10 protein-coding genes are annotated in these 26,541 nt (G+C 62.1%); 6 read left to right on the plus strand and 4 right to left on the minus strand.

What is annotated here, in order from left to right:
• Positions 1–295 precede the first annotated feature (295 nt).
• Both ACKWRH_RS14115 and ACKWRH_RS14120 read left to right on the plus strand, forming a co-directional pair.
• Positions 296–1,273: a hypothetical protein gene (locus ACKWRH_RS14115; RefSeq protein ID WP_445221037.1), complete on the plus strand. Its 978-nt coding sequence runs from the start codon at positions 296–298 to the stop codon at positions 1,271–1,273.
• On the plus strand, positions 1,273–2,706 hold the full coding sequence (locus ACKWRH_RS14120) for an MBOAT family O-acyltransferase (protein ID WP_445221038.1): 1,434 nt from the start codon (positions 1,273–1,275) through the stop codon (positions 2,704–2,706). The genes ACKWRH_RS14115 and ACKWRH_RS14120 overlap by 1 nt, the downstream gene beginning before the upstream one ends.
• 100 nt (positions 2,707–2,806) lie before the next feature.
• Here the strand turns inward: ACKWRH_RS14120 and ACKWRH_RS14125 are convergent, their stop codons facing one another.
• The 4 genes from ACKWRH_RS14125 to ACKWRH_RS14140 all read right to left on the minus strand — a co-directional run bounded on the left by ACKWRH_RS14125 (position 2,807) and on the right by ACKWRH_RS14140 (position 8,872).
• The gene (locus ACKWRH_RS14125; RefSeq protein ID WP_445221039.1) at positions 2,807–4,576 is read right to left on the minus strand and encodes a carbamoyltransferase family protein; all 1,770 of its coding nucleotides are present in this window, start codon (positions 4,574–4,576) and stop codon (positions 2,807–2,809) included.
• A 160-nt stretch (positions 4,577–4,736) separates the two neighbouring features.
• Positions 4,737–6,932: a glycosyl hydrolase family 28-related protein gene (locus ACKWRH_RS14130; protein ID WP_445221040.1), complete on the minus strand. Its 2,196-nt coding sequence runs from the start codon at positions 6,930–6,932 to the stop codon at positions 4,737–4,739.
• A 45-nt stretch (positions 6,933–6,977) separates the two neighbouring features.
• Positions 6,978–7,892: a glycosyltransferase family 2 protein gene (locus ACKWRH_RS14135; protein ID WP_304493463.1), complete on the minus strand. Its 915-nt coding sequence runs from the start codon at positions 7,890–7,892 to the stop codon at positions 6,978–6,980.
• Between the two features lie 50 nt (positions 7,893–7,942).
• The gene (locus ACKWRH_RS14140) at positions 7,943–8,872 is read right to left on the minus strand and encodes a peptidylprolyl isomerase (RefSeq protein ID WP_445221041.1); all 930 of its coding nucleotides are present in this window, start codon (positions 8,870–8,872) and stop codon (positions 7,943–7,945) included.
• A gap of 536 nt (positions 8,873–9,408) precedes the next feature.
• Between ACKWRH_RS14140 and ACKWRH_RS14145 the strand changes: the two genes are divergently transcribed.
• The 4 genes from ACKWRH_RS14145 (at position 9,409) to ACKWRH_RS14160 (ending at position 26,483) form a co-directional block, all read left to right on the plus strand.
• A complete protein-coding gene (locus ACKWRH_RS14145; RefSeq protein WP_445221042.1) occupies positions 9,409–10,911 on the plus strand; it encodes a substrate-binding domain-containing protein in 1,503 nt (500 codons plus the stop codon).
• Positions 10,912–11,271: 360 nt separating this feature from the next.
• Positions 11,272–11,979, plus strand: coding sequence for a hypothetical protein (locus ACKWRH_RS14150; protein WP_445221043.1), 708 nt, complete (start codon positions 11,272–11,274; stop codon positions 11,977–11,979).
• A 333-nt stretch (positions 11,980–12,312) separates the two neighbouring features.
• A complete protein-coding gene (locus tag ACKWRH_RS14155; RefSeq protein WP_445221044.1) occupies positions 12,313–25,983 on the plus strand; it encodes a filamentous haemagglutinin family protein in 13,671 nt (4,556 codons plus the stop codon).
• A gap of 287 nt (positions 25,984–26,270) precedes the next feature.
• Entirely contained in the window at positions 26,271–26,483 is a 213-nt protein-coding gene (locus ACKWRH_RS14160) for a hypothetical protein (RefSeq protein WP_445221045.1), read from the plus strand.
• Positions 26,484–26,541: the final 58 nt, after the last annotated feature.

Below are 26,541 nucleotides of genomic sequence, written 5' to 3' on the forward strand. Positions count from 1 at the left end.
TGTTTGCTTGATAGATGTCGCCCGAATTATAGCAGAACGATAACAGGGCTGCATGTTCTCCGCTCCCGATCGCGCCACGCCGGCGCATGCGCGCTTGCAGTTCGGGCACGGCGAACGGCCCGTCACCGCCGCCGGCACCCGATCGTCCCAATGCTCTGTCCCGTGAGTTCCGTCGGATATGTACAAGCCTCGCCGGCGCCAACTCTCTGACCGGATTTCACTGGGCTCAGAGATATCGGAACGAGCTACAGCCACGGTCCGCTCGCCTCTGCCATCTCCGGAGGCCGCATCGGCCGTGAATGCAGAAGAGCCGGCCGCGATCGCCGCTCCGTGGTTCAAATCTGTCGTCGTCTTCGGGCTGTTGTTCGGCGCGGTCTGGCTCTCGCTGTACACCGCCTACGCCATGCTGCCTTTTATCAGGCCGGGCTCGGTCGTCATTGCGTACGCAAAATTGGATACTCTTGTGAAGGGCCGGATGTTCGCTCCGCAAGACCGCAATCGGGTGATGGTCTTCGGCAACAGCAAGCTTCTCTCGGCGTTGCGTCCATCCGACCTGGATGCGGCCGTCGGATCCGGCTTCCGATCGTATAACCTTGGGCTGCCCGGCGAAGTTCACTTTCTACCGATTCTGGAAGCCGCGCTGGAAGCCGGCAACGTTCCCACGCACGTGCTGTTGACGATTCCTTGGGACGGCAAGGGCGTATCCGATAATTTTGCTGATATCCTGCGCAACGATAATTTGTTGGCAAGCACGCTGTTTCCTTTTCGAAATTTGCCCCGTGAAGCAGCGCTGTTCGCTTTTCAGAATCTGGATCGATTGTCCGACGCGCGCCGCGATGTGGAGATCCAGCGCGCTGCAATGCTCCGCGACCGGGGCTGGTACTTCATCAAGTCGCAGAGCCATTACCCGGGCGATCGCCTTCCGGATGACTACGCCCTGCCGACCGATCATCCCACACGTATTGAGCTACGGATGGTCCCTGAAAAGTCTCACTCTCGTAGTCACCTCGAACGGCTGGCGAGCCAGTATGGCTTCCAGATCATGATTGTTCCGGGCTTCTTCCGCACTGGCGAGGCTGCTCCGCTGCCAGCCGCTGACTATGCCAGGTCGATGATGATCTCGGATCGGCCGCTCATTCGGGTGTTGGGGCCGGACTACTTCATGTATCCGCCAGCGTTCTTTGCCGATCCGCAGCACATGAATCCGGCCGGCGCGCGCGCCTACACGGCCGATCTGGCCAAATTGCTGAAGGCCACCGGAGCATTCGACTGATGCTCTTCAACTCTTTCGAATTTCTGGCGTTCTTCGTAACGTTCCTGGTGGTGTTCTTCTCGTTGCCGGGGCGAACCCAGCCGCTGGTGCTGCTGATCGCCAGCTATGTATTCTACATGAGCTGGCGTCCTTCTTTCGGACTCCTGCTTGGATTGACGACGATCGTGGACTACACGACCGCACTCATGATGGCGCGGGCTCGGACCGATGGCGGACGCAAGGCGGCGCTGATCATCGCGCTGTCGATCAACCTGGGCGTGCTCGGAACGGTCAAATATCTGGACTTCCTGATTTCGAACGTGCTCGGCGTGGTCGGGCTATTCGGGTACGTGGTGCCGGACTATGCCCTTGGTCTGGTGCTCCCGTTGGGCATTTCGTTCTACACGTTTCAGTCGGTCGGCTATACGCTCGACGTGTACAATCGCCGGGTTGCCGCCGAGCGCGACTTTATCACCTACGCCCAATATGTGAGCTTCTTTCCGCAACTGATTGCCGGTCCGATCGAGCGTGCGGCACACATGCTGCCGCAGTTCCGGATCACGCATCGGCTTTCCTACCAAAATGTCACTGCCGGCCTGTTGCTCGTCGGCTATGGCCTGTTCAAGAAGATGTGCATCGCCGACGTGGTCGCGTCGGTGGTGAACGGGATCTACGCCAATCCGGCGCAGTATTCCGGCAGTTATCAACTGCTCGCGGCGGTGCTCTTCGCCCTCCAGATCTACTGCGATTTTTCGGGGTACTCGGACATTGCGCGTGGCGTGGCACGCATCATGGGTTTCGATCTCATGATCAATTTCGGGCAACCCTATTTCGCCACCAGCCTGAACGAGTTCTGGCGCCGTTGGCATATCTCCTTGTCGACCTGGTTTCGCGATTACCTGTTCATTCCACTCGGGGGAAGCCGCGGCAGCGAAGGCTCCACGGCGCGCAATCTCATCATCGTATTCGCGGTCAGTGGTATCTGGCACGGTGCAGCTTGGAATTTCGTCGCTTGGGGCACGCTGCATGGGGTCTGCCTGGTTGTCGAACGAGCCTTTATCAGGCTTGCGAAACCGGAAGCATGGCTCGGCGAGCCGGCTCGTCTGCTGCTCGGTTGGGTCTGGATGCTAGCCGTCGTGCTCGTGGGATGGGTTTTCTTCCGGTCGACGAGCGTCGCCAATGCGGTCGTCGCCCTGCGGAGCCTGGGCGACTTTGGTCCCATCTCCTACTTCACCCTGAAGATGCTGGATCTGGCGAGCGGCGAACTGGTGATGCTCGCCGTCTCGCTCGCACTGCTGTTCGTGATCGACTTCCACTTGTCGTTTCGGCCGCAGCGTCTTCGTGAACTGTGGGAGGTGCGCTGGCTGCCAACGGCTGCCGGTGTCGCGCTGGCTTATTACATCGTGCTGTTCGGCATTTTTGGGCATGCCGAATTCATCTACTTCCAGTTCTGACCGCGGCCGACTTACGGACGCGAAGGTTGGGCGTGAGTATCCTGACCCGAAGGGCGAAAAGGGCGGCGTCGCAACCGCCCCAATTCACGGCGTCAGCGGCTTACGCGTCCGACAACAGCTTGGCATGCTCGCCTTTCACCACCAGGTACCTGCCAAGGCAGATGGCGTCGAGTCCAGTGCGAAGGAAGCAGCTCATGGCCTGTTCGGGTGTGTCGACGATCGGTTCGTTCTCATTGAAGCTGGTATTGAGCACGATCGGTATTCCGGACAGTTCGCCGAAGCTGTGGATCAAGTCGTAGTAGAGTGGATTGGTGTCCCGCGCGATGCTTTGCAGCCGCCCGGTGCCATCGACATGGGTGATGGCGGGAAGTCTTTCCCGCCATTCCGGGCGAAGCTTGACGACATGCATCATGAAGGGACTGAACACATCCTGTTCAAAATAGGTCGATACAGCCGGCTGCAAGATGGTCGGAGCAAAGGGGCGGAAGCCTTCCCTTCGCTTGATCTTGGCGTTGATCACGTCCTTCATGTTGGCGCGGGTCGGGTCGGCAAGAATGGAGCGATTGCCGAGGGCGCGCGGGCCCCATTCGGATCGCCCCTGGTACCAGCCAACCACCAGTCCGGCGTGCAACAGGGATGCCACCGCCTTCGGAACGTTGCCGGGCGATAATTCGCGCATGGGAGTTTTGGCCGATTCTGCTGCGCGCCGCATCGTCTCATCCGAGTGAGCCGGCCCCCAGTAGGAATGCGTCATATGGAATCGTTCTCGTCCGCCCGCGACATTGTGCCATGTCCACAGGCCCGCACCGAGACACAGACCGTCGTCCGATGAAGCGGGTTGCATATATGCCTGCTGGAAAGGCGTGTCACGCAGCAGGCGCGCATTCATGACGCCGTTGAGTGCGCAACCTCCAGCATAAACGACCTGCTTGCTCGGGACCAGATCGTGCAGCTTGTTGAAGCAATGCACCGCCACTTCCTCGAAGCGGACCTGACAGGAGCGGGCGATGTCCTTGTCCCGTTGCGTCAGCTCTTGGCCGCGCTGGCGCGGCGAACCGAATTTCTCGATCCATTTGTCGGTGAACAAGCGCAGCATTTCCACGTGATTTCGCTCGTCCATCTTTCCGCTTTCGCCGCCGCGGTGCATGCCAAAGAAGCCCTCGGCGAGCTTGAACCAGCCATCGGGCCGCGTTTGGACGAGCTCTCGCATCGTTTCCGCAAAGCTGTCGACGCCGTATGGCGCGAGACCCATGACCTTGTACTCTTCGCCATACTCGGCGAAGCCGATGAACTGACAGCATGCCGTGTAGAAGAAGCCCAGGCTGTTCGGCAGGTTGACGCGGTCGAGCACGTCGATCCGTGTCCCCTCGCAGCGCGCCGCCATCGCGCTGGTGAAATCGCCGCTGCCGTCATAGGAGAAACCGGCCGTCAGCCCGTCGAACGGCGAGCAGTAGTACGAGCTCGCTATGTGGGACAGATGATGCTCCACGTTGACGACTTTGGCCTTGACCATGTCCGGGGCCTGCCCGGACGCCTCGGCGACCTGCTCGCTGATGCTCTGCTCGTCCTTGGCCCGCCGGATATGCTCAAGCGCTGCTTTGCCGCCGGAAAGGGGATTGCGCAAGACATACGAGACCTGAGCCGCGCGATTCTGCGACGGATCGCGCGCGACCGCGATGAAATCCAGATCCTTCGACGATATGCCACCCATGGCAAGAACCGATTGGATCGCCTGCCGCGGGAAGGACGGGTCATGCTTGATGCGTTTGCCGAAGCGCTCCTCGGCCGAAGCTGCGACCACCTTGCCATCGATGATGAGCGCCGCGGAGGCATCGGGATGGTTGAGGTTGAGGCCGAGAATTGCGGTCATCGGTACAGTCTTTCAGGTTGTGAAGCGGCTGCCGGAGAGGAATTCCGTTCGGCCACAGCGGGAGATGGCAGCCAGAGCAGAGGTTTAACTAACAACGGAACTTATCATTACCGTGACTGATCGAGAGGGAGCGCGAGGCAGCGGCGGGCAGTTCGTAGCGCTATTTCTGGATACGCCGTTCTTCGACGTTCCTTCGACTGAGCCACCACGCGACGCCGCGATCAATCGTCAGACCGACCCGTGATGGTCCCATGGTGTTTCCTTCGACGACCACGTCGCGGACGCCGGGCGAGGTCGCGGCAAAGCCCTTGATTTCGATGTGGGCGTCCTGATCGAGGCGATTGCCGCGAACGATCACCGCCTGCACCATTGGCGGTCGACCTGGAGCCTTTGCGGTCTGGTTTGCCTGGACGAGAATTGAAGCCTCATTGGAGAAAATGCTCCGTTCGGGTCCGGCCCGGTAGACGTTTCCCTCGAGTATGTGATTGTCGAGGATCTGAATCCGCCAGCCGGGCTGGAAACTGTCGTAGGACAGTCCGAAGACGGCAAAGCCGCTGGTCCTGTTGGATCGATTGCCGGAGATGACATGCCCAAGCGCCGTCCCGTACGTCTGCGCGGCGACGCCCGTGTCCTCGAAGTCATTATCGATGATCAGATAGTTCTGCTGCGCCTGGGTAATCGTGATCTCCGAACTCGAGTCCAGCGCCACCTCGAGCGGTCGATCGAGCGCCACCGACAAGTCGGACGGCTTTTTCTCCAATGCTTTGACCCTGGCGTATTGGCCGGCACCGCGTCCGTTGACCACCATGACGGCAGCGCCGGTCCAGTCCGTGCCGGCCGGATACGGATTGGCTGCATCCAGCAGCGACAACCGATCCGGGCCGGCGCTGTTCGCGTGACCGAAATAGAATCCGCCTGGCCCGTCCGACGTCATGGCTTCCCGATCCCAGCCATAAATGGCCTTGAACGTGTTGCCGCCGACGAAGATGTTCTCGGATGCGCTGACCCATTTTGACAGCGTCGATATTCCTCCGCCGGTGCCCTGGAGGTCGGCAGCAGTGACGGTATTGCCTTCAAAGACGACCTGACGCGATCCCACGATTGAGTAGGAGCCATAGCGTCCGTTGGTCAGGACGTTACGGGCCACAATCGCGTTGGTTGCCTTGAAGAGGCGAAGCGAATGTCCGGATCCGAGAATGTCGCAATCGGATACTTCGATCCTGTTTCCGCTCAATCGAATGGTGTCGGGAGATCCATCGGGGTAGATCCGACGGAAGTCGTTCATTTGCTGCAGGGTGGCTTCAGCCTCCATGAGACCCCGGAAGGCCGAACCGCGGATGCGGACATGTCGGATGGCGATATCGGCCGCGTCAGGAATCGGGGCGTCGCCGAACTGAAAGCCCCCCGCGATGATGTGCGGGTGGTTCGATGCGTAGATTGTGAGGTCTTCGACCGAGAACTGCGACCTTCCCTGTATAAGTGCGGCCGGAAGTGTCGCCAGGCTAGGCCAGACCAGGTTGACCAGATCGATGCGTTCCCCCTGCAATTTGACGCGAGGTGGAATGACGATCATGTCCGAGATCAGATAGCGCCCGCGCGGGAAGTACACCGTCCCGCCTCCGGCCTGGCTCGCAGCTTCGATGGCGGCCTTGACGGCGCGCGTACAATCAAACCTGCCGTCGCCGTTAGCGCCATATGCCCGCACATCGAAGGATTGCACAGCGTTCGCCTCGGGAGCGCGCACGACGATGCTGCCCACATCGACCCATTCGGCGTCGCCGCCGTCTCCGTTGGAGAGGCGCAGCCGGTAGCGGCCGGGCGAAACCTGATCAGGGATGCGAAACGCACCGCGCCACAGGTTGCCTTTGGTCAGAACGGCTTTCGTCGGTGCATTCCCGGCGTCGGGCAGCATCAACAATTGTGAACGGCTTGTCTGGCGAACGATGTTGCGACCGAACACCTGGAGCCAGCCCGAAGGCGAGACCTCATCGCCGAGGTTTCCCTGCGTCCAATAGATTGTTGGCAGGTTGATGCGGCCGCTGAGAGTGCCGTGGGAATGGGTCAGGCTGAAGCGGTAGATCCCGGGCGTGAACTGCTCCGGGATCGTGAATTTAAGGGAGAGGGGGTTGGCCTGCAGAATCGGAACGGAGGTTTCCTGTCCGCTCTCGCGGGAGGGGCCGTCACCAATTCGGGCAACTGTCACGGATGTTATCTTGTCGAGCTCGGCGCCGGTGACGAGCACTGTTTCGTCCGGACCGGCGGGATCGTTGAACCAGAACATCGCGGACTGTGCGGTTGCCTCCGCCATCCAAAGCAACTGAAACAGGGCAACGATGGCCGCGACACTACGCGTCATGGACCGAGCCCATTGAAATCATTGTGGCGTTCGAGCGCATGTTGATCAGAGCTCGATGACGAGGCCGGTCAGGCGTCGCAGCTCTGCGCGCATTTCCGCCGGATCCTTCAGATGAGAGATGGCGGCTTCCAGCTCTTCCACCTTTGCGCCGACAAGGAAGCGATACCAGAGACCCTGCAATCCGTGATAGACAAGGCCTTCTTTGCCGTCGAGAAAACCGAGCTGGAAAATCAGGCGAAACAGGAAATAGGCCGGCGCGCTGATTTGATAAGGAATACGGTTGTACAGCCGTTCCTTGATCCAGCGCTTGATGGCGGCCTGGCGCGAGCCCTCTTCCGTTATCAGATCGACGTCGCGCCCGAACAGACGATGACGCTCGTTGATCACGTCGATTGCCTCGCGTGTGGCGTATTTGTTGTGCTTGTCGGTGAAGAACGTCAGATCGTTCAGATTGTGATCGGCGAACCCACCATCGAATGTAACGGTCTGGCCGCCCCACAGAATCATGTGCTCATCCATCCAGCGGTCTTCGATGCGGCCGTGGCCGCGGCGCCAGATCCGCAAGAGGAGGAGCGGGTAGCGGCCACCATGGCGAATCCAGCGGCCAAGGAAGATGTGCTTGCGCTTGAGGTTGATCCCGACGACCTCGTTGCTCAGGCGCGGCAGCTCATCGCGAATTCTGGCGCCGAGATCGGCTTCGATGATCTCGTCGGCATCGAGCCGCATGATCCACGAGGCGGTGATCGGGGCATTCTCGAGCGCCCACTGAAACTGCTTCGCGTAATTGACGAACCGGTTCTGCAATACGGTCGCGCCTTGAGCGCGCGCCAATTCGACCGTTCGATCGCTCGAGAAACTGTCGACGACAAAAACCTCGGTTGCAATCTTGGCAACCGAGGCGAGAGCCCGCAAGATGTGGCGCTCTTCGTTGTGCGTCAGGATGATGACGGCAAGGCCCATAGCTTACTCACTGCCGGGATATCGCGGGATTGGCAGGCAGGGCAGGGGCGCTACCTGACTTTGGCGCCTTCCTTGTCTGCTTTGTGAATCTGGTCCAGGCGCTCGATCTTTGCCTCGGCGCGCACTTTATCCACGAGCTCGATCTGCGCTGCAGAGGCGACCATCGCGGCCAGGCGATCACGGATCTTGTCGTAGTCGGCCGGTTTACGTGGACGCGTATCCTCGAGCTTCAGGATATGCCAGCCAACTGCAGTCTTGAACGGCTGCGACACCTCGCCCTTTTTCAGCTTGATCGCCACGTCGGCGTATTCCTTGCCCATTTCGCCGCGCTGCCGCCAATCGTAGTCGCCGCCCCTCGCTTTGGTGACGGGGTCGTCGGACACGTCGGCGACGACCGCCGTGAAGTCTTCGCCCTTGTTGATCCTGTCCATCGCCGCTCTGGCTTTTTGTTCGGCCGCCTTGACCGCGGCATCGTCCGCCGGCGGGACGATCATGATGACGAGATGGCGCAGATGCAGTTCCGGCTCGGTTGTCACCCCATTGAGCACGACCTCCTGATACGCCTTGCGCATGGCTTCCTCGCTCACCGCCTGCTGACCTACGACGGTCAGAAGATGGTTGGTGAGGCCCTGATTGCGCGCGAAAGTGGCGCGGCGCTGAAGATCGGCTGGGTCTTCTATGTGTCGATCGGTCGCCACCTTCGCGAGCAGCACGGCGTCGGTCACCATCTTCAGAAGGGTTTCGCGCCTCTCGATGGGGTCCTGAACCAGCAGATTTCGGCCGATGACTTCGTCCGCCAGCTCCAGATCGCTCTCATGGATCGGGCTTCCGTTGACGAGGGCGACAACGGGATCGGCCGACGCCGATTGGCCAAATGCCGGTGCTCCGGCGCCGAGCATGACGGCCAGCCAGACGGTAGCTAAGCCGGCGCGTGCCGTCATTGCACGGAAAGGCATGCGGAAACCGGGCAGAGCGTTCATTTCGTAGATCCTTCTTGCTTGCTGATCTTGTCCGCGCAGCACTCACACGATGACGAACGATATCTTTGTGATACGAGACGTCATGTGCGACGCGGTCGGATTGCCGGGGTGCCTTTTAACGATGCGACATTAACGGTGATGTGATGTCGACAAGACAGGTCTGTGAAAGCGCGCCGGCGGCGTCACCGCCGGTATTTGCTCACAGCGCGTCGTCAAGAGATGATCGTCGGATGTTCGCGCTTCAAGCTTCAGGATGCGTGCAAGGCGTCCGATCCGACGGCGTCCACATATTTTACAATGCGATTTGATGCGTGGATAACATTTGGCGCGGGCGAGAATTCCATGCGTTTGCTCGTGAAATCCTGAGCTTGTTGTCAGGTGGGCAAGAAGATCGATCTCATTGTAAATGAGATGAGTATCATAATTCACAAAACAACAATCAAAGTCTCACATACCGCCGATAGCGTCCGCCTCGCTCCGGGGCCCGGCTGCTGATCGTAGCAGGCTTGGGGTATCCAAACAGGGAGACTGAGGTTATGCGAAACTTGAAGACTTTACTCTTGGGATCGGTTGCGTTCGCTGCGATGGGCGTTGCTTCCGAATCTGCTCAGGCGCAGTCGGTTGCGTTTGGTGCGGGCGCGACGTTCCCGCAGGTCGTCTATCGGCAGTTGATGGACTGCATCTACACCCAGGCCCAGGGCAGCTCCGGCAAGCCGGGCCCGATGGCCAAGGCTGCGAGCTGCGGCGGTTTCAACACCAGCGGCATCGGCGGCGCGATTCTCTATGCCGCGACCGGTTCGGGCAACGGCAAGACCGTGCTGCGCACCAACGACAAGACCCAGATCGGAACGCCTTCGTCTTCCGCTCCCGCCTACACCAGCAGCAACTTCGGCATCAACAACATCGCCGACTATGATGGCGTGCAGTTCATCGGCAGCGACGACGTCGTCAACGCCGCCGACATGACCGCCTGGAACGCCGGCGGCGCCACCAGCGCGCAGTCGAAGTTCGGCAATCTCATCCAGATTCCTGCGGTCATCGGCGCCGTTGCGTTTGGATTGAACGGCAAGGACGGCGCTGGCGCCACCCTGAACATTCTGCCGGCGACCCCGGCTGGCGGCAGCAGCGGCCTCAACCTGTCGCGTAACGCGTTCTGCGGCATCGCGTCGGGCCACATCACGAAGTGGAACAACGCGATCCTGACCACGCTCAACGGTGGCACGCTCGGCACCGGCAACATCACCTTCGTGCATCGTCAGGACGGCAGCGGCACCACCTTCCTGCTCTCCAACGCGCTGGTTGAGCAGTGCCGCTACGAGTTCGGACCGAACAGCGAAAGCGATGCGACCGTCGTGTCGTACGCTTTCCCCTGGACCGATCGTTCGCAGGCCTGCACCACTCCGCTTCTCGCGCGCGGTGCGAACCAGCTGAACTGGCCGGATCAGTTCCCGACCGACCAGTGCGGCAACGCTGTGACCAGCCCCGGCACCTTCGCCAACGCTTCGGGCAGCGGCGCCCTCGTCACCCTCGTCACCTCGACGAACGGTGCGATCGGCTACGCCTCCCAGGACTTCTGGCTGCCCGTCAAGGCCGGTGGCCTGAAGACTGCCAACCTCCAGTCGCAGTGGGACATCACCGGCGCGACCGGCAAGTTCCAGCCGCCGACCTTCCAGGGTGCCGGCAAGGCGATGGCGACCGCCATCCCGCAGTTCGACGGTACCAGCCGTCCGAACCCGCTGACCTGGAGCTTGCAGGGTGTCAATCCGAATCCGGTGGTTGCCGGTTCGTATCCGATCTCCGGCTTCTCCTGGTTCGAAGTCTATCAGTGCTACCAGACGCACTCCAACGGCAACAACGCGTTCATCTGGTTCAAGACCTTCCTCGACTACGTCTACGGCAGCGGGTCGGCTGCGATCATGAACGACAACGGCTTCGCTCAGGTTCCCGGCGTGTGGCAGGGCGAAATCTACACGCTCCTCAACGACCCGGTTAACGGTCTGAACGGCAGCGGCTGCACCGGCAAGGTCGGCGCTTACTGATCGCTGTCAGGTCTCAGCCTGATCGATGATCGACAAACTCTGTGCACCCGGCATTTTTGCCGGGTGCATTTCTTTGAATCGCGCCCGGCTTTGATCCGACATCGTGCCCCAGGAGATGTGATGGCGGCGAACGATAGGGCGCGCGCACTTTGATCTCCCCATGCCTTGCGATCTCTCGGACCGGCCTGGCGCATCGGTTCCCTGCTCGCAAATGTCACATGATTGATATTCATGACGGTTATCGCTCGGGTCCGATCAGGGACGGCCAGTGCCATGTCGATGCGCCTATTCATTGTTTTGCTCGCTGGCGTCCTTGCCGGGGGAAGCGTCCGGGCGTTTGCCGTCAGCGCGCCCGGTTCGATGGATTCTCCCTCCACCGAGTCACGCGATGATCTGTTTGCCACGAAGCCGGCCGGCCCGGCCCCAGCTCCCGCGGTCGTGCCGACGCCCGCGACTGTCGAACGGCCGCCGGCGCCTCCATCGGCACAACGCGCGCTCAGCGACAACCCGTTGTGGGCTATCCCGCTCGGGCGTTTGACGGCCAGCCGCGAGCGGCCGCTGTTTGCGCCGACGCGACGGCCGCCCGCGCCTGCACCGGTTGTCGTGTCGGCGCCCGTGCAGGCAGCTCCGCCGCCGCCGGCCGAACCCGAGAGGCCGCAGCTCTCTCTGCTCGGCACCATCGTCGGCAGTGAAAAGATCGGCTTGTTCATTGATTCCGCCAGCAAGTCCGTGGTCCGGCTGAAAGCGGGCGAAAACCACAAAGGATGGACCCTTCGGGCGGTCGAGCGGCGCCAGGTGGAGTTCGCGAGAGGCCTCGATATTACCGTGCTGGACATCCCGTCGCCCGACATGAAGGCCGGTGCTGTTGCGGGCGGCCCGGTGCTTGCAGGGCCGCCGCCCGTTCCGGTCGCCATGCCGGTCCCGCCGCCGCGAGGTGGGCCGACCCCGGCTTCCGACGTCCATCCTGGCGCTAGCAAGAACCTGACGATCAACAAGAGCGCGCAGCCGGCAAATTTCAAGCTGCCGCCGGGCCTGCTTAGCCCGTTTGCCAACCAGGGCCAGCGCTAGGGCAGCCCAATCTCATCATGCTTTAGGGCCATTTGAGCCGGGCCGCCGCAGCCCGCATCGACGTGATATCGCGTTAATAACAAATAATAACATAATTCGCCGCACGCCTTCTTGCTGAAATTAAAGCGATTTTGCCGCGCCTCGGTCGCGGAACGCGGTGTCGCAGATGTGCATAGTGCGGCCAATGCTACAAATCTGACATATGAATGTTAGTAAACGAAAAGTAAATGCGGGGTGCGAGTGCGCCTGCATCAGCGGCGTGCTCGACTGGAACTTGCAATCAGAAAGTGCCGCAGCGTGCCTCATCGCGATATCCTTGTTTCTCCCCCCGGGATGCGGCGTGCGTTTGAGCGGACGCTGCTTTGCGGCGTCAGCCTGCTGGCGCTGTCGGTTGCGGGCGGCTTCGGCCATGCGCGCAGCCTCACGCCCGGCGCCAACGCAGTGGCGCCGACGGCGGCCGCGCAACAGGCGGCGATCCAGGCCGCGCAGCAGGCTGCCGGTGCGGCGACCCAGGCCCAGGCCTCGCTTGCCCGCGCGGCAGCGGCGCTTGGTGCCGCGCGCAAGCTCCAGTCGGATGCCGCCGCAGCGGCCCAGGCCGCGGGATCGTCCGTCCCGAATGGATTGACCCCGGGCGGGTTGATGCCGTTCGGCGGCACCGCGAGCGATCCATTGGCGGGCATCAAGGCCGATGCTTCCAAATGGCTTGGCGCGAATGCACCGAAGCAGACGACGAGCACGAGCAGCTCGAAGGTCTCGGTCGACATCCAGCAGACCCAGAAGAAGAGCATCCTTTACTGGGATACGTTCAACGTCGGCGCCAACACCACGGTCAATTTCTGGCAGTCCGCGTCCGACTGGATCGCGCTGAACCGGGTGCAGGATCCCAGCGCTTCGCCGAGCCGCATCCTGGGCCAGATCAGTGCCATCGGCGGCGTCTACCTGATCAACCGCAACGGCATCATCTTCGGCGCCGGTTCGCAGGTCAACGTTCACACGCTGATCGCGTCCAGCCTCGATGTCGGCAAGCTCGGCAGCGACCTGGCGACGCGCGACAAGTTTTTCCTCGATCAGGGCATCGCCAACCTCAACTCGTTCTCGATCTACGACAAGGACGGCGGCGCGGCGACCAAGCTGATTGCAGGGGACATCAGGGTCGAGCGCGGCGCGTCCATCACCGCCAATATCCTGTCCGACCAGGTCTCGCTGGGCTCGCCCGGCTCGGTCTATTTGTTCGGCGCCAATGTCTACAATTCGGGGTCCATCACGGTCCACGGCGGCGAGGTCGCGATGGTGGCGGCGCGAATGATCGACGTCGTTCCGAACGGCTATTCGGCGCTGCCGGATAGTGTGCTGGGCAAGGATGATAAGGGAAATACCGTCAAGTTCCCCGGTACCGAATTCAGGCTGTCGCAGTTTGCGTCGTCGTACAACCCGGACGACCCGCAAGCACCTTTCGGCTATCCACATAGCAATACCTATTTGCCAGGCACCGGCGCCGTCGTTCACGACGGCCTGATCGACGCCTCGCGCGGCATCGTGGTGATGAATGGCGATACCGTAGCGATCGGAAATCCCAAGGATGCATCAGGTCACGATCTGACCGACAGCGCCGGAAAACTGATCCAGGGCGTGATCTCGGTCGATACCAGCATCGACCGCAACAGCTTCGTGCTGTTGCGCGCAGCGACCAGCGTCACCATGAACGGTGTGATATCGAGCCTGCCGGTCGATGATGGTGCGAAGGGACTGACAAGCGCGCAGAGCTTCACGCCGGCCTATATCGAGGCGTCGGCGCAAACCAACGTCACGGTCGGATCGAGCGGGCTGATCTCGGCGCCATCGGCGCAGGTATCGCTCAACGCGAAGGTCTTTCCGACTGGCGACGTACCAAACCTCTTTCAGCAGGGTAGGGTCGGCACGAGCGGAGGCAACGAAGCCGGCGTCCTCCCCAACTCGAACGCCGCGCAGTCCATCCTGCTCGCGCCGGGTGCAACGATCGACGTCGCCGGGCTTCAGAACGTCGAGCTACCGGCGAGCTACAATATCATCGCGTTCACGCCGCTCGCGCAATTCGCCGATATGCCGCTGCAGCGGCCGCCGTATGCTGCCGTGGGCGCTGACGGAAAGGGCGCGGTGTACGGCCAGACGCTATACATCGATATTCGCAATTCCGGCACACGAAGTGACGGCACAAGCTGGGTGGGAACGCCGCTCGCCGACGCCAGCGGCGATGTGGCCAAGGTCCCGCGCAGCATCCAGCAGTTGATGACCGTCGGCGGTAGCATCAGCCTCAAGACGGACCTGACAACCACCAATGGTGCCCCGAGCGTCAAGACCGACGGCTCGATCATGAATGTCGCGGGCGGCAGCGTGAAGTTCCTGCCCGGCATGGTGAACACGACGCGCCTGATCGGCAGCGACGGCCGTATCTACAGCATGACCAACGCCGACCCGAACATGACTTATCTCGGGATCGCCGGCCAGTTCATCGTCAAGCATGCGCGATGGGGCGTCACGGAAACCTGGTCCACGCCGACCCAGATCTATTCGGCAGGCTTCACCGAGGGGCACGACGCCGGACGCGTAAGCGTCGTGACCGTCAATCCGGCGCTGCTCGGGACGATGTATTTCGGCTCGACCGCAGGCGAGCGCCAGATCAGCGGCGGACAATTGCCGTTGCAGGGCTCGCTCGAGCTGACGACGCCGTCGAGCGTGCAGATCGGCGCGACGGCATCGGCCAATTTCACGACGCAAAGCACCTATACGACGAATTTGTCGGCCGACATCCTGTCGGGTTACGGGCTCAGCTCGCTGAAGGTAACGGCGAACGATTTCGTGCTGTCGAGCGGCAGCGCGCTCAATCTAGCGGCCGGCGGCAGTCTTTCCGTCACTGCGGGTGGTGCGATTGACATTGCCGGATCGGTGTCGGCGGCTGGAGGTAATGTTAGCCTCGTTACCGACCGGGATTCTGTCAGCGGCAATTTCACCGCGTCGCTTTTCAAGGCGCCCAAGGACTCTTCGGGCAAGTCGATTGCCGCGAATGTCTTCGTCGAGGGCACAATCGACGTCAGCGGCCGGTTTGTTAATGACACCGGGCGCACGGCTGGCGTCGATGCGGCTGGCCCCGCCTTTATCAACGGCGGTAGCATCTCAATTGCCACCGGCAAAAGCAGCGACGGCGCAACGGGCAGCATCCGAGATACGACAGGAAGCATATTGCTGGCCGCGGGCAGCATTCTTGATGTCTCGAGCGGGGGTTATGTCTCTTCACAGGGCAAAGCTAAGACCGTCGCCACCGGCTTGATGGCGGGCAAGGGCGGCAATATTTCGCTTGCGATCTACCAAGGCGCGAGGTGGGCTGATCCAAATAGCCCCGGCCCGCAGAAGCCCACCCCGGGCCCCGGCAATTCGATCGCCGTACTCCAGCTCGATGGCGCGTTGCGCGGCTACGGCTTCGAGAGCAACGGCAACTTGAGGATCGCCGGAGCGGACACCATCCGGATCGGCGGTAAGCTTCAGGATGGTGAGACATCGTCGATCCGCATCAACGGGAACGCGACCACGCTGCCGGAGTCGTTGCTGACAGGCGGTGGATTCGGCTCCTACATCATCGAGTCGGTGAAGGACGATTGGTCGGTGAAGGACGATGGGTCGCCCGTGGCCGGCCAGATCATCGTCTCGGCCGAGACCAGCCTGACCTTTCAGCAACAGAACCTGGCAAGCCTGGCCGACTACTCCGCAATGCCGACCGGCACCAAGCTCGGGCAGCAGGCCGCGCCGCAACTGGTGCTTGTTCCGGACAATCAGCGCAAGGCCGTCGATCTCACGCTGAAGGCCGACAACATCACGCTCGATACGGGCTCGAAGATCATCACCGATCCCAAGGCGAAAATCACCATGGCTGCGGTCACCAGCGACCGTCGCGGGGCAACGACAGCCGATCCAAAGTTAAACCTTGCGACACCGAACACTCCGGATTGGAACGTGCCAGCTACGTCCGTCGAGCTGCGCGGCACGATCATCGACCATGGCGGCTCCGTCTTCATCAACTCGCTGGCAACACATCTTTCGTCAGACGCGAAGATCGACCTGTCCGGGACATTCGTCGCCAATTCCCTGTTCGGGACGGTGAACCGTCCAAGGACGAGCGGCAGCTACATCGCTGGCGGCACGTTTGCGGTGGAAGGTGGGGCGATTACCACGGTCTATACATACAAAGACCCGACAGGTGATTCCAGCAAGGATCAGTTCTATTTCACTTATGGCCCTCCTGGCTCCCCCGGCACTCCGCAGCAAAGCTACCTCGTCGCCGATGCGGGGGCGCTGGTCGACGTCTCCGGCGCGGCCGGCAACATCCAGGTGGCAGGCGCGCGCGGCGCGACGACGTCGCAATGGTCCTGGAGCGACGCCGGCACGGTGAGCGCCGACGTCAGCGGATTTTCCTGGGGCGGCAGCTTCGCCGCGGCCGGTGGCCGTTATGTCGCCAACGATGGCACCGTGCATGCCGACTCGCGCGCCAATGGCGGGACTATCCTGCTCGGAGGCGGCAACATATTCTTGCAGCAGGGCGCCGCCGGCGTCATCAGCGCGCCGACGACGCTCACCGTTTCGGCCGATCAGCTCGCGCCGTTCGACAACGTCTATCTCTACGCAGCCGGGGCTGTGGGCGGCGCCGCGCGCATCTTCACCGACCTGCCCGGCAACACCTACGCTGATCGCGATCCGCAATGGGGAAATCTCACGATTTCCAGTTCGCTGAACTGGACCGTGGCCAACCGTCTGCACATTGCGGCAGGTGTCATCGCCGCGCCGGGATCCGGCTCGATCGATGCACGCATTGCGGCGCCCTATGTCGTGCTCACCGGCTCCGGCAACGACCGCGTGGCCGGCACTAGCACGTTGACGGTGAACGCACAGACGATCGATCTGGAGAGTGGAAGACCGTCCAATTTCAAGCCGGGCGACGCCCTGCCGGGTCTCGACTTCTCGGGCTTCAGCCAGGTCAACCTGATCGCGAGCGGCGACCTTCGGCTGGGCACGCTCAAGGTTGTGAACGGTCTCAAGACTGATGCCGCGCAGACCGTCCCGACGGAGCAATCGAGTTTCACCGGCAAGCTGATCTCGACCGGAAATCTGCTGCTCTCAGCCCAGCGGATCTATCCGGTATCCGCCGTCAACTTCACGATCGAGACGCCGGGGAACGTCAAGTTCGCCGCGCCCGCCAACAGCTACACCAGGATTCCGCTGTCAGCCGGCGGCGGCATCACCGTCATCGCAAACACCATCGATCAAGCGGGCAATCTGTTCGCGCCGCTCGGCAAGATCGCGCTCGGCAATACCGACAGGGCGGTGTCCCAGATCATCACGCAGTCGGTCGTGCTGGAGTCCGGGAGCCTCACCTCGGTGTCGCTGGCGGACACGACCGTTCCCTACGGTGCGACGTCCGACGGCACCAACTGGTACTACAACGCCAACCTCAATCCGCTGGCGCAACCGCCGTCGAAGGGTTTGATCCTGGCCGGATCGAACGTGACGCGCGCCGACGGCTCGACGATCGACCTGCGTGGTGGCGGCGATATCCAGGCCATGGAGTGGATTGCGGGCAAGGGCGGATCGCGCGATAGCCTGACCACGACGCCGTCCGGCCAGACCGTGTACGCGCTGCTGCCGTCGCAGACCGATCCGATCGCTGCGTACGACATCCATTTTGCGACCGCGCGCAGTGCCGATGCGGGCAAGACCGTCACCGCCGGCGACGCGATCCCGCTGGCCGGCACCCAGATCACGATCGACGGCGGCAACGGCATCCCGGCGGGAACGTATACGCTTTATCCGGCGCACTACGCGACGCTGCCGGGCGCAATGCGTGTCGTGGTTTATTCCAGCGACAACACCGGCAAGAACATTGCCACGGGAACCAAACTGCCTGATGGCACCGTTCTGGTGACCGGCCATTACACGCAGTCGACCGCGCCTGGAAAGCAGTCGTCCGGCCAGACGGTGTTCGCGGTGCAGACAAGCTCGGTCTGGCAGCAATACAGCGAGTACAGCTTCAACGGCGCCAACGCCTATTATGCCCAACTGGCGGCCAAGAATAATGTCACGGCGCCGCGGCTGCCGATGGATGCGGGACGGCTTTCGGTCTCCGCGCTGCAGTCGATCGTGCTGAACGGCATGGTGCTGACGCAGCCGGGCCGGGACGGCAGCGGCAACACCGGCCGCGGCAGCGAGCTCGATATCAGCGCGCCCAAGCTCGCGGTGCTCGGCCATGCCGAATACGTCAACAACGACATTCCGGCCGGCTATGTCGGCGTCGACGTTGCCCAGCTCAACGGCTTCGAGAGCATTCTCATCGGCGGCAGCCGCAGCGATAGCCCCGCGGGCACGCTGATCACGCCGACGGCCAGCAATGTCGTCGTGGATACGCGCGGCGAGACGTTCAGCGCGCCGGAAATCCTGCTCGTGGCCCAGCAGGTCGGCCAATGGCAGGAAGTCACGCAAACGGTGACGGTCGGTTCGCAGTCCGTCCTGCTGGATCTTCCGGTCTATGTCCCGGAGGCCGGTAGTGGCACGGTGACCGTCAATTCCGGCAGCATCATCACAACCACGGGCGTCGTTCATGCCGGGCTCGGGCGCCATTACATCGTGGTATCGGACGGGCAGGCGCCCGTCACGGCCCAGAGCCTCGCCGCGGCCTTGGGCGGGACGCTCTCCGGAACGGAGATCGTGGGTGCCGATCTTGCAAAACTCCTTGACCCCACCAGTCCCGCTCGGCTGGCTCTCGGCTATTACGCCAACGGCGGTGCGCAACAGCCGGGGCGGGGCGCCTTGTTCGTGGCGAGCAACGACCCGACGCTGCAGGTGACGGGGCCGAGCGCGACCGGAGTTTCGGCGCCGGCGCTCACGATCAAATTCAAGGATGTCGCGACCGCATCGGCCACGCTGCCGGCCGGGCCGGTGACGGGAAGCCTGACACTGACGGGCGGTGACACCAGCAACAGCGGGAAGGTGGCGATCGCTGACGGCGTCAAGATCTCGACGAATACGCTGACACTGCAAGCCACTGCATCCAACAACGCGATCGCCCTCAATACGACGGACCTGCACGCCAATCTGGTCAACCTGATCGCGCCGAGCATCGGCATCGGAGCTGCCACCGCGGTTGCCGGCAAGAGCCTTCTGCTGCCGGCCAACAGCACCCAGTTCGCCGACGTGCAGACATTGGCCCTGCGCGCGCTGTCGGGTCCGGTTACGGTCTATGGCGATTTCAATTCCGGCGCGCGCAGCCTGTCGCTGGACGCCAGCGGCATCGCGCTCGGCAGCGAGGTGCTCAATTCCGGCGCCAGCCTGAATCTGCGCGCGGGAACGGTGCTGGCGTTTTCCTCCTCCGCGACGGTCCAGTTCAGCGTCGGCGTCACCGTCACGTCCGCCGCCGGCGTCGCCACGACCTACGCTGCCAACACCCAGATTGCGCTCGATCCCAACAGCAAGGTCAGCGTCGCATCCGCCGGGGCGATGACGGTTGCGGGTTCGGGTGGCGCCACTCTGACGCGGGACGGCCTGATCTCGGCGAGCAACAACATCACGCTCAAGAACACCGGGGCCAGCCCGTCCTTCAGCGCTCCGGCGGCAAACGGCAACAGTCTCGAACTGGCCGCAAAGGAGATCGACCTGGGCAGCGGCCGGGTCAATGGGAATGTCGTCAACGGCAACTTCACCATTGCCGGTTTCTCCAAGGTCAAATGGTCGGCCGACGACAGCGTGGTCGTCAAAGGCCCCGGCACGATGACGCTCGGCGCGAACGGCGACAAGACTGACCTCACCGTCAGCACGCCGCGCATTTTTGTCGCCGGCGCGACCGCGGGGACTCCTCAGGGTTTTGCCCTGACGGCGTCGGGCGACATCTCCATCGTCGATCCGGTGACGCGCGGCTCGGCCGCAGCTGCGCCTGCCGACAGCGACGAGACCGGCGGCATTCTCACGGTCACGGCGTCGAACATTGCCGTCGGCAGCACCATTCAGGCGCAGGCCGGCACGATTACGCTCGGTGCGATCGCAGGGAACGTCACCCTCAATTCCGGTGCGTATCTCTCGGCGCGCGGCTACAAGAAGACGCTGGTCGACGTCGACACGTATCTGTCGGGCGGCAAGGTCCTGCTTTATGCCGACATCGGGGCGAACGCCACGGGCGATGGCCAGGTCATCACCGACGCCAGCAGCACCATCGACGTCGCGACGACGAGCGGTGGTCGTGGTTATGGCGGGACGATCGAGGTGGACGCGCTCCGCGGTGGCGCGACGCTCGCCGGCCGGCTGCTCGGCACTGGCGGGCCCGGTCTCGGCGGCCGGTTCAAGCTCGACACCAAGGGTGCGGCCGACCTGACTGCATTGGCGGACAATCTGCTCGCCGGCGGCCTCACCGGCGCGATCGACATCCATACCCGCACCGGCAATCTCGAATTGACTGCCGGGCACACGCTGAAGGCCAACGCCATCACGCTGACCGCCGACGACACCGCTTGGGACAGCGGCGATGCAAGCAAGCAGTTCGGCCAGGTCAAGATTCGTGGTCGCATCGATGCCACCGGCTACAGTGGCAGCACGCTCGACGGCACCGGGCAGGCAGGCGGAAAGGTTGCGCTCTACGGCGCCAATTCGGTGTTCCTCGCGAGCAGTGGCGTGATCGACGCCTCGACCACGCACACCGACGAGCGCGGCGGCGACGTCACCATCGGCATTGGCTGGGACGCAAAATCGAAAATCTGGCTGCAACAGGGTACGCAGATCAACGTCTCCGGCGGCACCAAGGGCGGCCTGAGCGGCGGCACCGTGACGTTCCGCGCCCCTCTGGACGGCAACAACGACGTCAAGATTGCCGCGATCAGCAATGTCGCCAACCCGTCGGGCACGCACGGCACGAACTTCTACGCCGACGGCGACAAGACCTTCGACGCGCTTGCCGTGATCGATGCGACCAACAACATCAACGATGGCTCAAAGGTCAGCATCGTCGGCGCGCGCTCGGTCGCCGTGAACGGCTTCATCGCATTCGACACCACCGCCGGCCGCTACGGCATCGACGGGTCGAGCCTCGGCTGGTTCGGGACGATCGACCCGGCCGGCTGGTACAAGGGAGTGGACCCGAACGGAAATCTGATACCTGCCACGGACGGGACCTGGACCAACGTTACGGGATTTCAACTTGATAAGACGATCAGCGGTGGAACGGGGCTTCCCAGCGTGCCGACGTCCGTCGCGGTCAAAAACAGCGCAGGAATTCAAATTGCGACTATCAATGTGTCCGGCGGGATAGAGACTTTTCTGCCGAACACGACTACGCTGTCGCAATACTTCGGTCAGAGCGATATTCCCATCACATTCCCGCCACCAGCTACGCCTGGAGGCAGGACTGCCCAGGGCCGCGTGTCGTTCAGTACAAGCGGAGACGCTACGGTCACCATCACGGATGCTGGTACCGGTTACCTTACACGAGTTACGAGCGTTCAAATCGGCAATGTCACGGACGTGCCGGCTGCGACGGGATTGTTCGGTCGTGTGCTGTCAACCGTCAAGGTCGTTTCAGCATCCTTGTCGCTCGCGCCTGGTTCCACCGGTTATGACGGCACCTCGCTATCCGTTTCCCTCGGCGTCAGCGGTAACAACGGCCAAGCGACGGCGACATTCACAAAAGTATCGAACATGTCGGGCTCGACCACCTTGGTCAATGGCAGCCTGCAGTTCGTGCCAACCACAAACGACTACATTCCGCTGACGTCGAGCGGCGTTTACGCGGCGTTCGATCCGGCCAACCAGGGCAAGCCGGGCGTTGCGTCCTTTACCGGCGGCGCCGGCACGGGCAATGCCTTCTTCGGCGACACGGTCTCCCAGATCACCAAGGGGACGTGGAGCTTTAACGGGCAGAGCTACGGCTTCACCAACCTGTTCACGCGCCTTGCTCCGTTGGTCAACAGCCTCGGCGCGGACGTCGTGCACGTGCAGCCGGGCGTCGACCTGGTGAACTCCAAGGGCGACATCACCGTCAGCAGCAACTGGAATCTGGCGGCGGGCGTGGTCGATCGCGGCAAACCATCGCCGACCATCTTCAATCCCGCTTCGGACTATATAGATTTCACCTACCGTCTCGCAACGCCTTGGGGCGGTCTCGACGCTGGCGTGCTTTCGCTGCGCGCTGCCGGAAACATCAACGTCAACGCCTCGATTTCGGACGGCTTCTTCCAGTTCGGAAATTATCTCGACACGAACTATCAGTCCGCGGTTGGCCTGTATGCTGGTCCAAACGGCACAAGTCGCTGGATCGATAAGTATGGCAATAACTACACTGCTTATACGTATTATTTGATCGACGCCGCGAGCGGTGCTGCGCCACAAGCTCCGTACAATGCCGCTGGCAACAGCATCAGTCCGACCAGTCAGGATCTCGTCTCGGCTGACCTGTTTCCGCATACGCTGTTGGTCTGCACCGTCGATTGCAGCCAGGCGAACATCAAGACGGTTACAGCTCCGTCCTCCTGGTCCTACAATTTCACCGCCGGCGCCGACGTCTCGAGCGCCAACCCAAACACCAGGATACCCCTCGCGCGCGGCACGGGTGATGTCATCGTCGACAAGCACGGCAGCTATGACCAAGCGCTTTTGCGGGACAACCCAGCAAATGCGGGAAAGGCGTCTGCCTCGGTCGACATCCCGACCATGGTACGTACCGGGACCGGGAGCATCAACATCGCGGCAGCGCGGGATGTGATCTTGAGGGACACGGCTGCGCCCGGCGTGATCTATGCGGCCGGCGTAAACACCTCGACTTATGCCAATCCATATAGCGTCCAGACCGTCAATGGCGTCCCCAGCGTTGTCGTGACCAATCCAGATGGCTTCTTCGAGCCGAGGGTCCTGGCCTACGGCAACAACGCTGACGTTCGCGGCGCCGCTGATCTCTACTATGGCCCGCCGACCGCTGCGGCTTTCCCGGAAAAGGGAGGCGATGTTTTCATCGACGCACAGCGCGACATCATCGGCAACGTGACGACCGACAAGAAGGTTCTGCAATATTATCAACCTTGGCTGCTTTCCAATTCCGGTGTTACGCCCAGCGCCGGCGCTTCGATCCTCGGAGCCGGTGTCTTCGCGCCGGTTGGAACGCAGATCGCCTCGCAAACCGCGTGGTGGATCCAGTACGGCAGCTTCCAGCAGGGCTTCCTGAGCGCAGGCGGAAATGTGAGCGTTCTCGCCGGGCGCAATATGCTCGATGTGTCGGTGTCGGCTCCGACGAGTGGGCGCGTCACTGGCGGCCTGTCGGCGAACAGCACGCCCGTGACGCATCTCTACGGCAGCGGCAACATGGTCGTGCGCGCCGGCGGCGACATCCGAGGCGGCTCGTTCTACGAGGGATCCGGCCACGCCAGCATCGTCGCGGGCGGCGACATCGGCCAGAACGAGTATGTCTACAGGTACGCGAACAGCACGCTCAAGCTTCCGGACCTTCCGCTGCTTGCCGTCGATACCGGGCAGATCACGATGACGGCAAACGGCTCGATCGCGATGGCGGGGGTCGTCAACCCGGCTGCACTGCACGCCCAGCAACCGAGCAAAGCGAATTCTCTGGAGCCGAAGCCCGAGCCGGTGACACCACTGTATTTTGATGCCTACGGCCCAGATAGTAAGGTCCGGGTGGTGGCGCAGTCGGGAGACGTGACGATCGGCATCGCGCCCACCGCGATCGACTTGGGTGTCGTCCATGCAGTAGCGGCTGCCTATCCTGCGAGCTTCGAGGCTGTCGCTTTACAGGGCAGTTTGACAACGACCGGCATCGACAAACTCCTGAACGTCGCGACGGTTCCGACACCCGGCATCGTGCTCAGCCCGTCCGAGCACGGCACTTTCAACCTGTTGGCGCAGGGCAGCATCGACCTCACGTTCGGTTACCCGCAGACATCGACGCAGCAACTGATCTCACGTCCGCTGATTTCCGCCGGGCCGTCTCTGATCGACGCTGCGTTCGATCCATTCCGACCCAATAGCGGCAATGACGAGGCTTCGAGCCGTGCGATCCTTGCGCATGAGAACGATGTAGCCGACGGTCTCGACACGACCGCCCGTATTTACGCCGCGACCGGCGACATCAAGGCAACGGGAAGCTACGGTCAGAGGACCACCAGTTCGTCTGAAAATGTCTATCAGCGCATCGAGATCAATCGCCCGACCAGCATCTATGCGGGGCGCGACATCGTCGATCTCAACGTCATCGTGCAGAACATCCATACCAGCGACGTCAGCACGATCGTGGCCGGCCGCAACATCACTTACACTGGCTTCAACAATGGCGGCGGCTTGCAGGTGGCTGGCCCCGGCTTCCTCGTGGTCCAGGCCGGAGGCGATATCGGCCCGTTCCTCCCGGCGGCATTTGACAATGCGACCCAAGCTCCGGTTCAGGAGGGCATCGTGTCGGTGGGCAATTCCAGCCCGACGCCGGTCGGAAATACCTATATTTCGAACAGCACGGGAGGCGGTTCTGTCGGCATCTACAACCAGTCGCTGCTCGGCCCGGCGAATAATCCTCGGCGAAATGCGGCGCTGACGGACGCGGCCGGCACCAAGCAGGGTGCCGACATCATCACGATGTTCGGTGTCAAGTTCGGTGTCGATTACCAGGCGGTGACCGATGGCTATATCAATCCCGCGAACGCGGCTGCGGTGCCTCACAATTATGCGTTCAACACGGATGCTCTCCGCAGCTACCTGAAGGGCGACGTCGTCTACAATTACCTGAGTACCCCAGCTGGTCGAGACGCTCTCAGCCGGAACAACATCAATCTCAGTGCAGAGGGAAATCCGAAAGTCATCGATCGTAACAAGTTGGACCGGTACATAGACCAGTTGGCTACTCCCTGGAATTTCTTTGCCGGCGTTGTCCCGTCGGAGGTCCAACGTGGGTTTGTTGATCTTGGTTCTTTCCTGCTTCGCTTCGGAGCGCTTCCCCAGGATCAGGCGAGCGCTTGGGTGACGTTCCAGGCCTTGCCCACCGACCTCCAGCACGTCTTTATCGACCAGGTCTTCTCCGCCGAGCTCAAGGCCGTCGGCGTCGGCCAGCAGGGCGGCACGTCGTCGGACACCCAGCGCGGCTACCGCATGATCGAGACGATGTTCCCGGCGAGGCTGGGCTACACGGCAAACGTGCTCGGCAGCGGGAGCAACGGCGCCAGCCAGTTGGTCAAGACCGGCGACATGAACCTGCTGCATGCCACGGTTCAGACCCAGCTCGGCGGCGATATCTCGATGTTCGGCCCGGGCGGCAACATCATCGTCGGCTCGCTTGCGGCCGAACCCAACTCGGCCCTCAAGCTGCGGGATATCGGCATCCTCACCCTGGGTGGCGGCGCGATCAACACCTTCACAGACCAAAGCGTGCTGGTGAATTCGAGCCGCGTACTCACGACCCAGGGTGGCGACATCCTGATGTGGAGCTCCAACGGCAATCTCGACGCCGGCCGCGGCTCCAAGACGACCTTGTCGGCACCGGCGCTGCAGGTGCTGTATGATCAGGATGATTACCAGTCGATCGATCTTGGCGGCTTCGTGACCGGCGCGGGCATCGGCACGCTGCAGGCATCGTCGTCGGCAGCTGCGTCCCAGCTTTATCTTCTCGCACCACGCGGCACGATTGATTTCGGCACTGCCGGCGTGCGCGCCTCGGGCAGCGCAGTCTTCGTCGCACCCGTTATCGCCAACGCCAGCAATTTCCAGGTGCAGGGGAGCACGACCGGAATTCCGACCGTATCCGTTCCCAATATCGGCGCGCTCACCGCAGGCTCGAATACGGCCGGCGCGGCCGCCAAGTCGGCGGAAACGCCAACCGCAACCGGGGCCCGCAGACAGGGTTCGATCTTCATCGTCGAGGTGATCGGCTATGGCGGCGGCGACGGTCAGGATGACCAGGCGACCGACAAGAAGGAATCCGATACGACGCCGACGGGGAACGACAAGCAGTGATGGTCTGCGCGTTCAACTCGAGATTGATCGGCTTGCGGGATTGCGGTCGGCAGCTCCGTGTCGCCGTGATCCATCATGATTGAGCGAGATGCGGGACAAGCTGAGCACACCCGCCACTGAATGAACGCTTTTCGTCCAGAAATCTGACTTTTTGTTTAGGATTGGTCACAGCAACGATAAGAAACAGACCTACAAGGTCGGCAACAGGCTTCTGGGAGACGGGCAGTGGGCTGCTGTTCGTCCCATTTTGGAGACGGCCTGTTTGTAATTTTGTTTTGGGGGTTGAAATGCGCGCGACGAATCCGACCGAACCGGTCTGCTCCGAGTCCGCGCTGCCTAGGTTGAAGGCCAACGTCTACGATCTTGGTCTGAAACAGGACGAGGACGGCCGGCTTCGCCGCATCAGAGATCTCGAGCACCAGAATGCGTTGTTGATGCGTATGGTCTCCGAAACCCAGATCGAGCTCGCGCGCCTGCGCGAGCTGTTGTCCTCGAACTGATGTGATCTGGGGCCTTTTCGGCCGCCGGGCGCCGCGTCTTCGCTGATTTGAGCAATCG

It is taken from the genome of Bradyrhizobium sp. Pa8 (assembly GCF_052588265.1).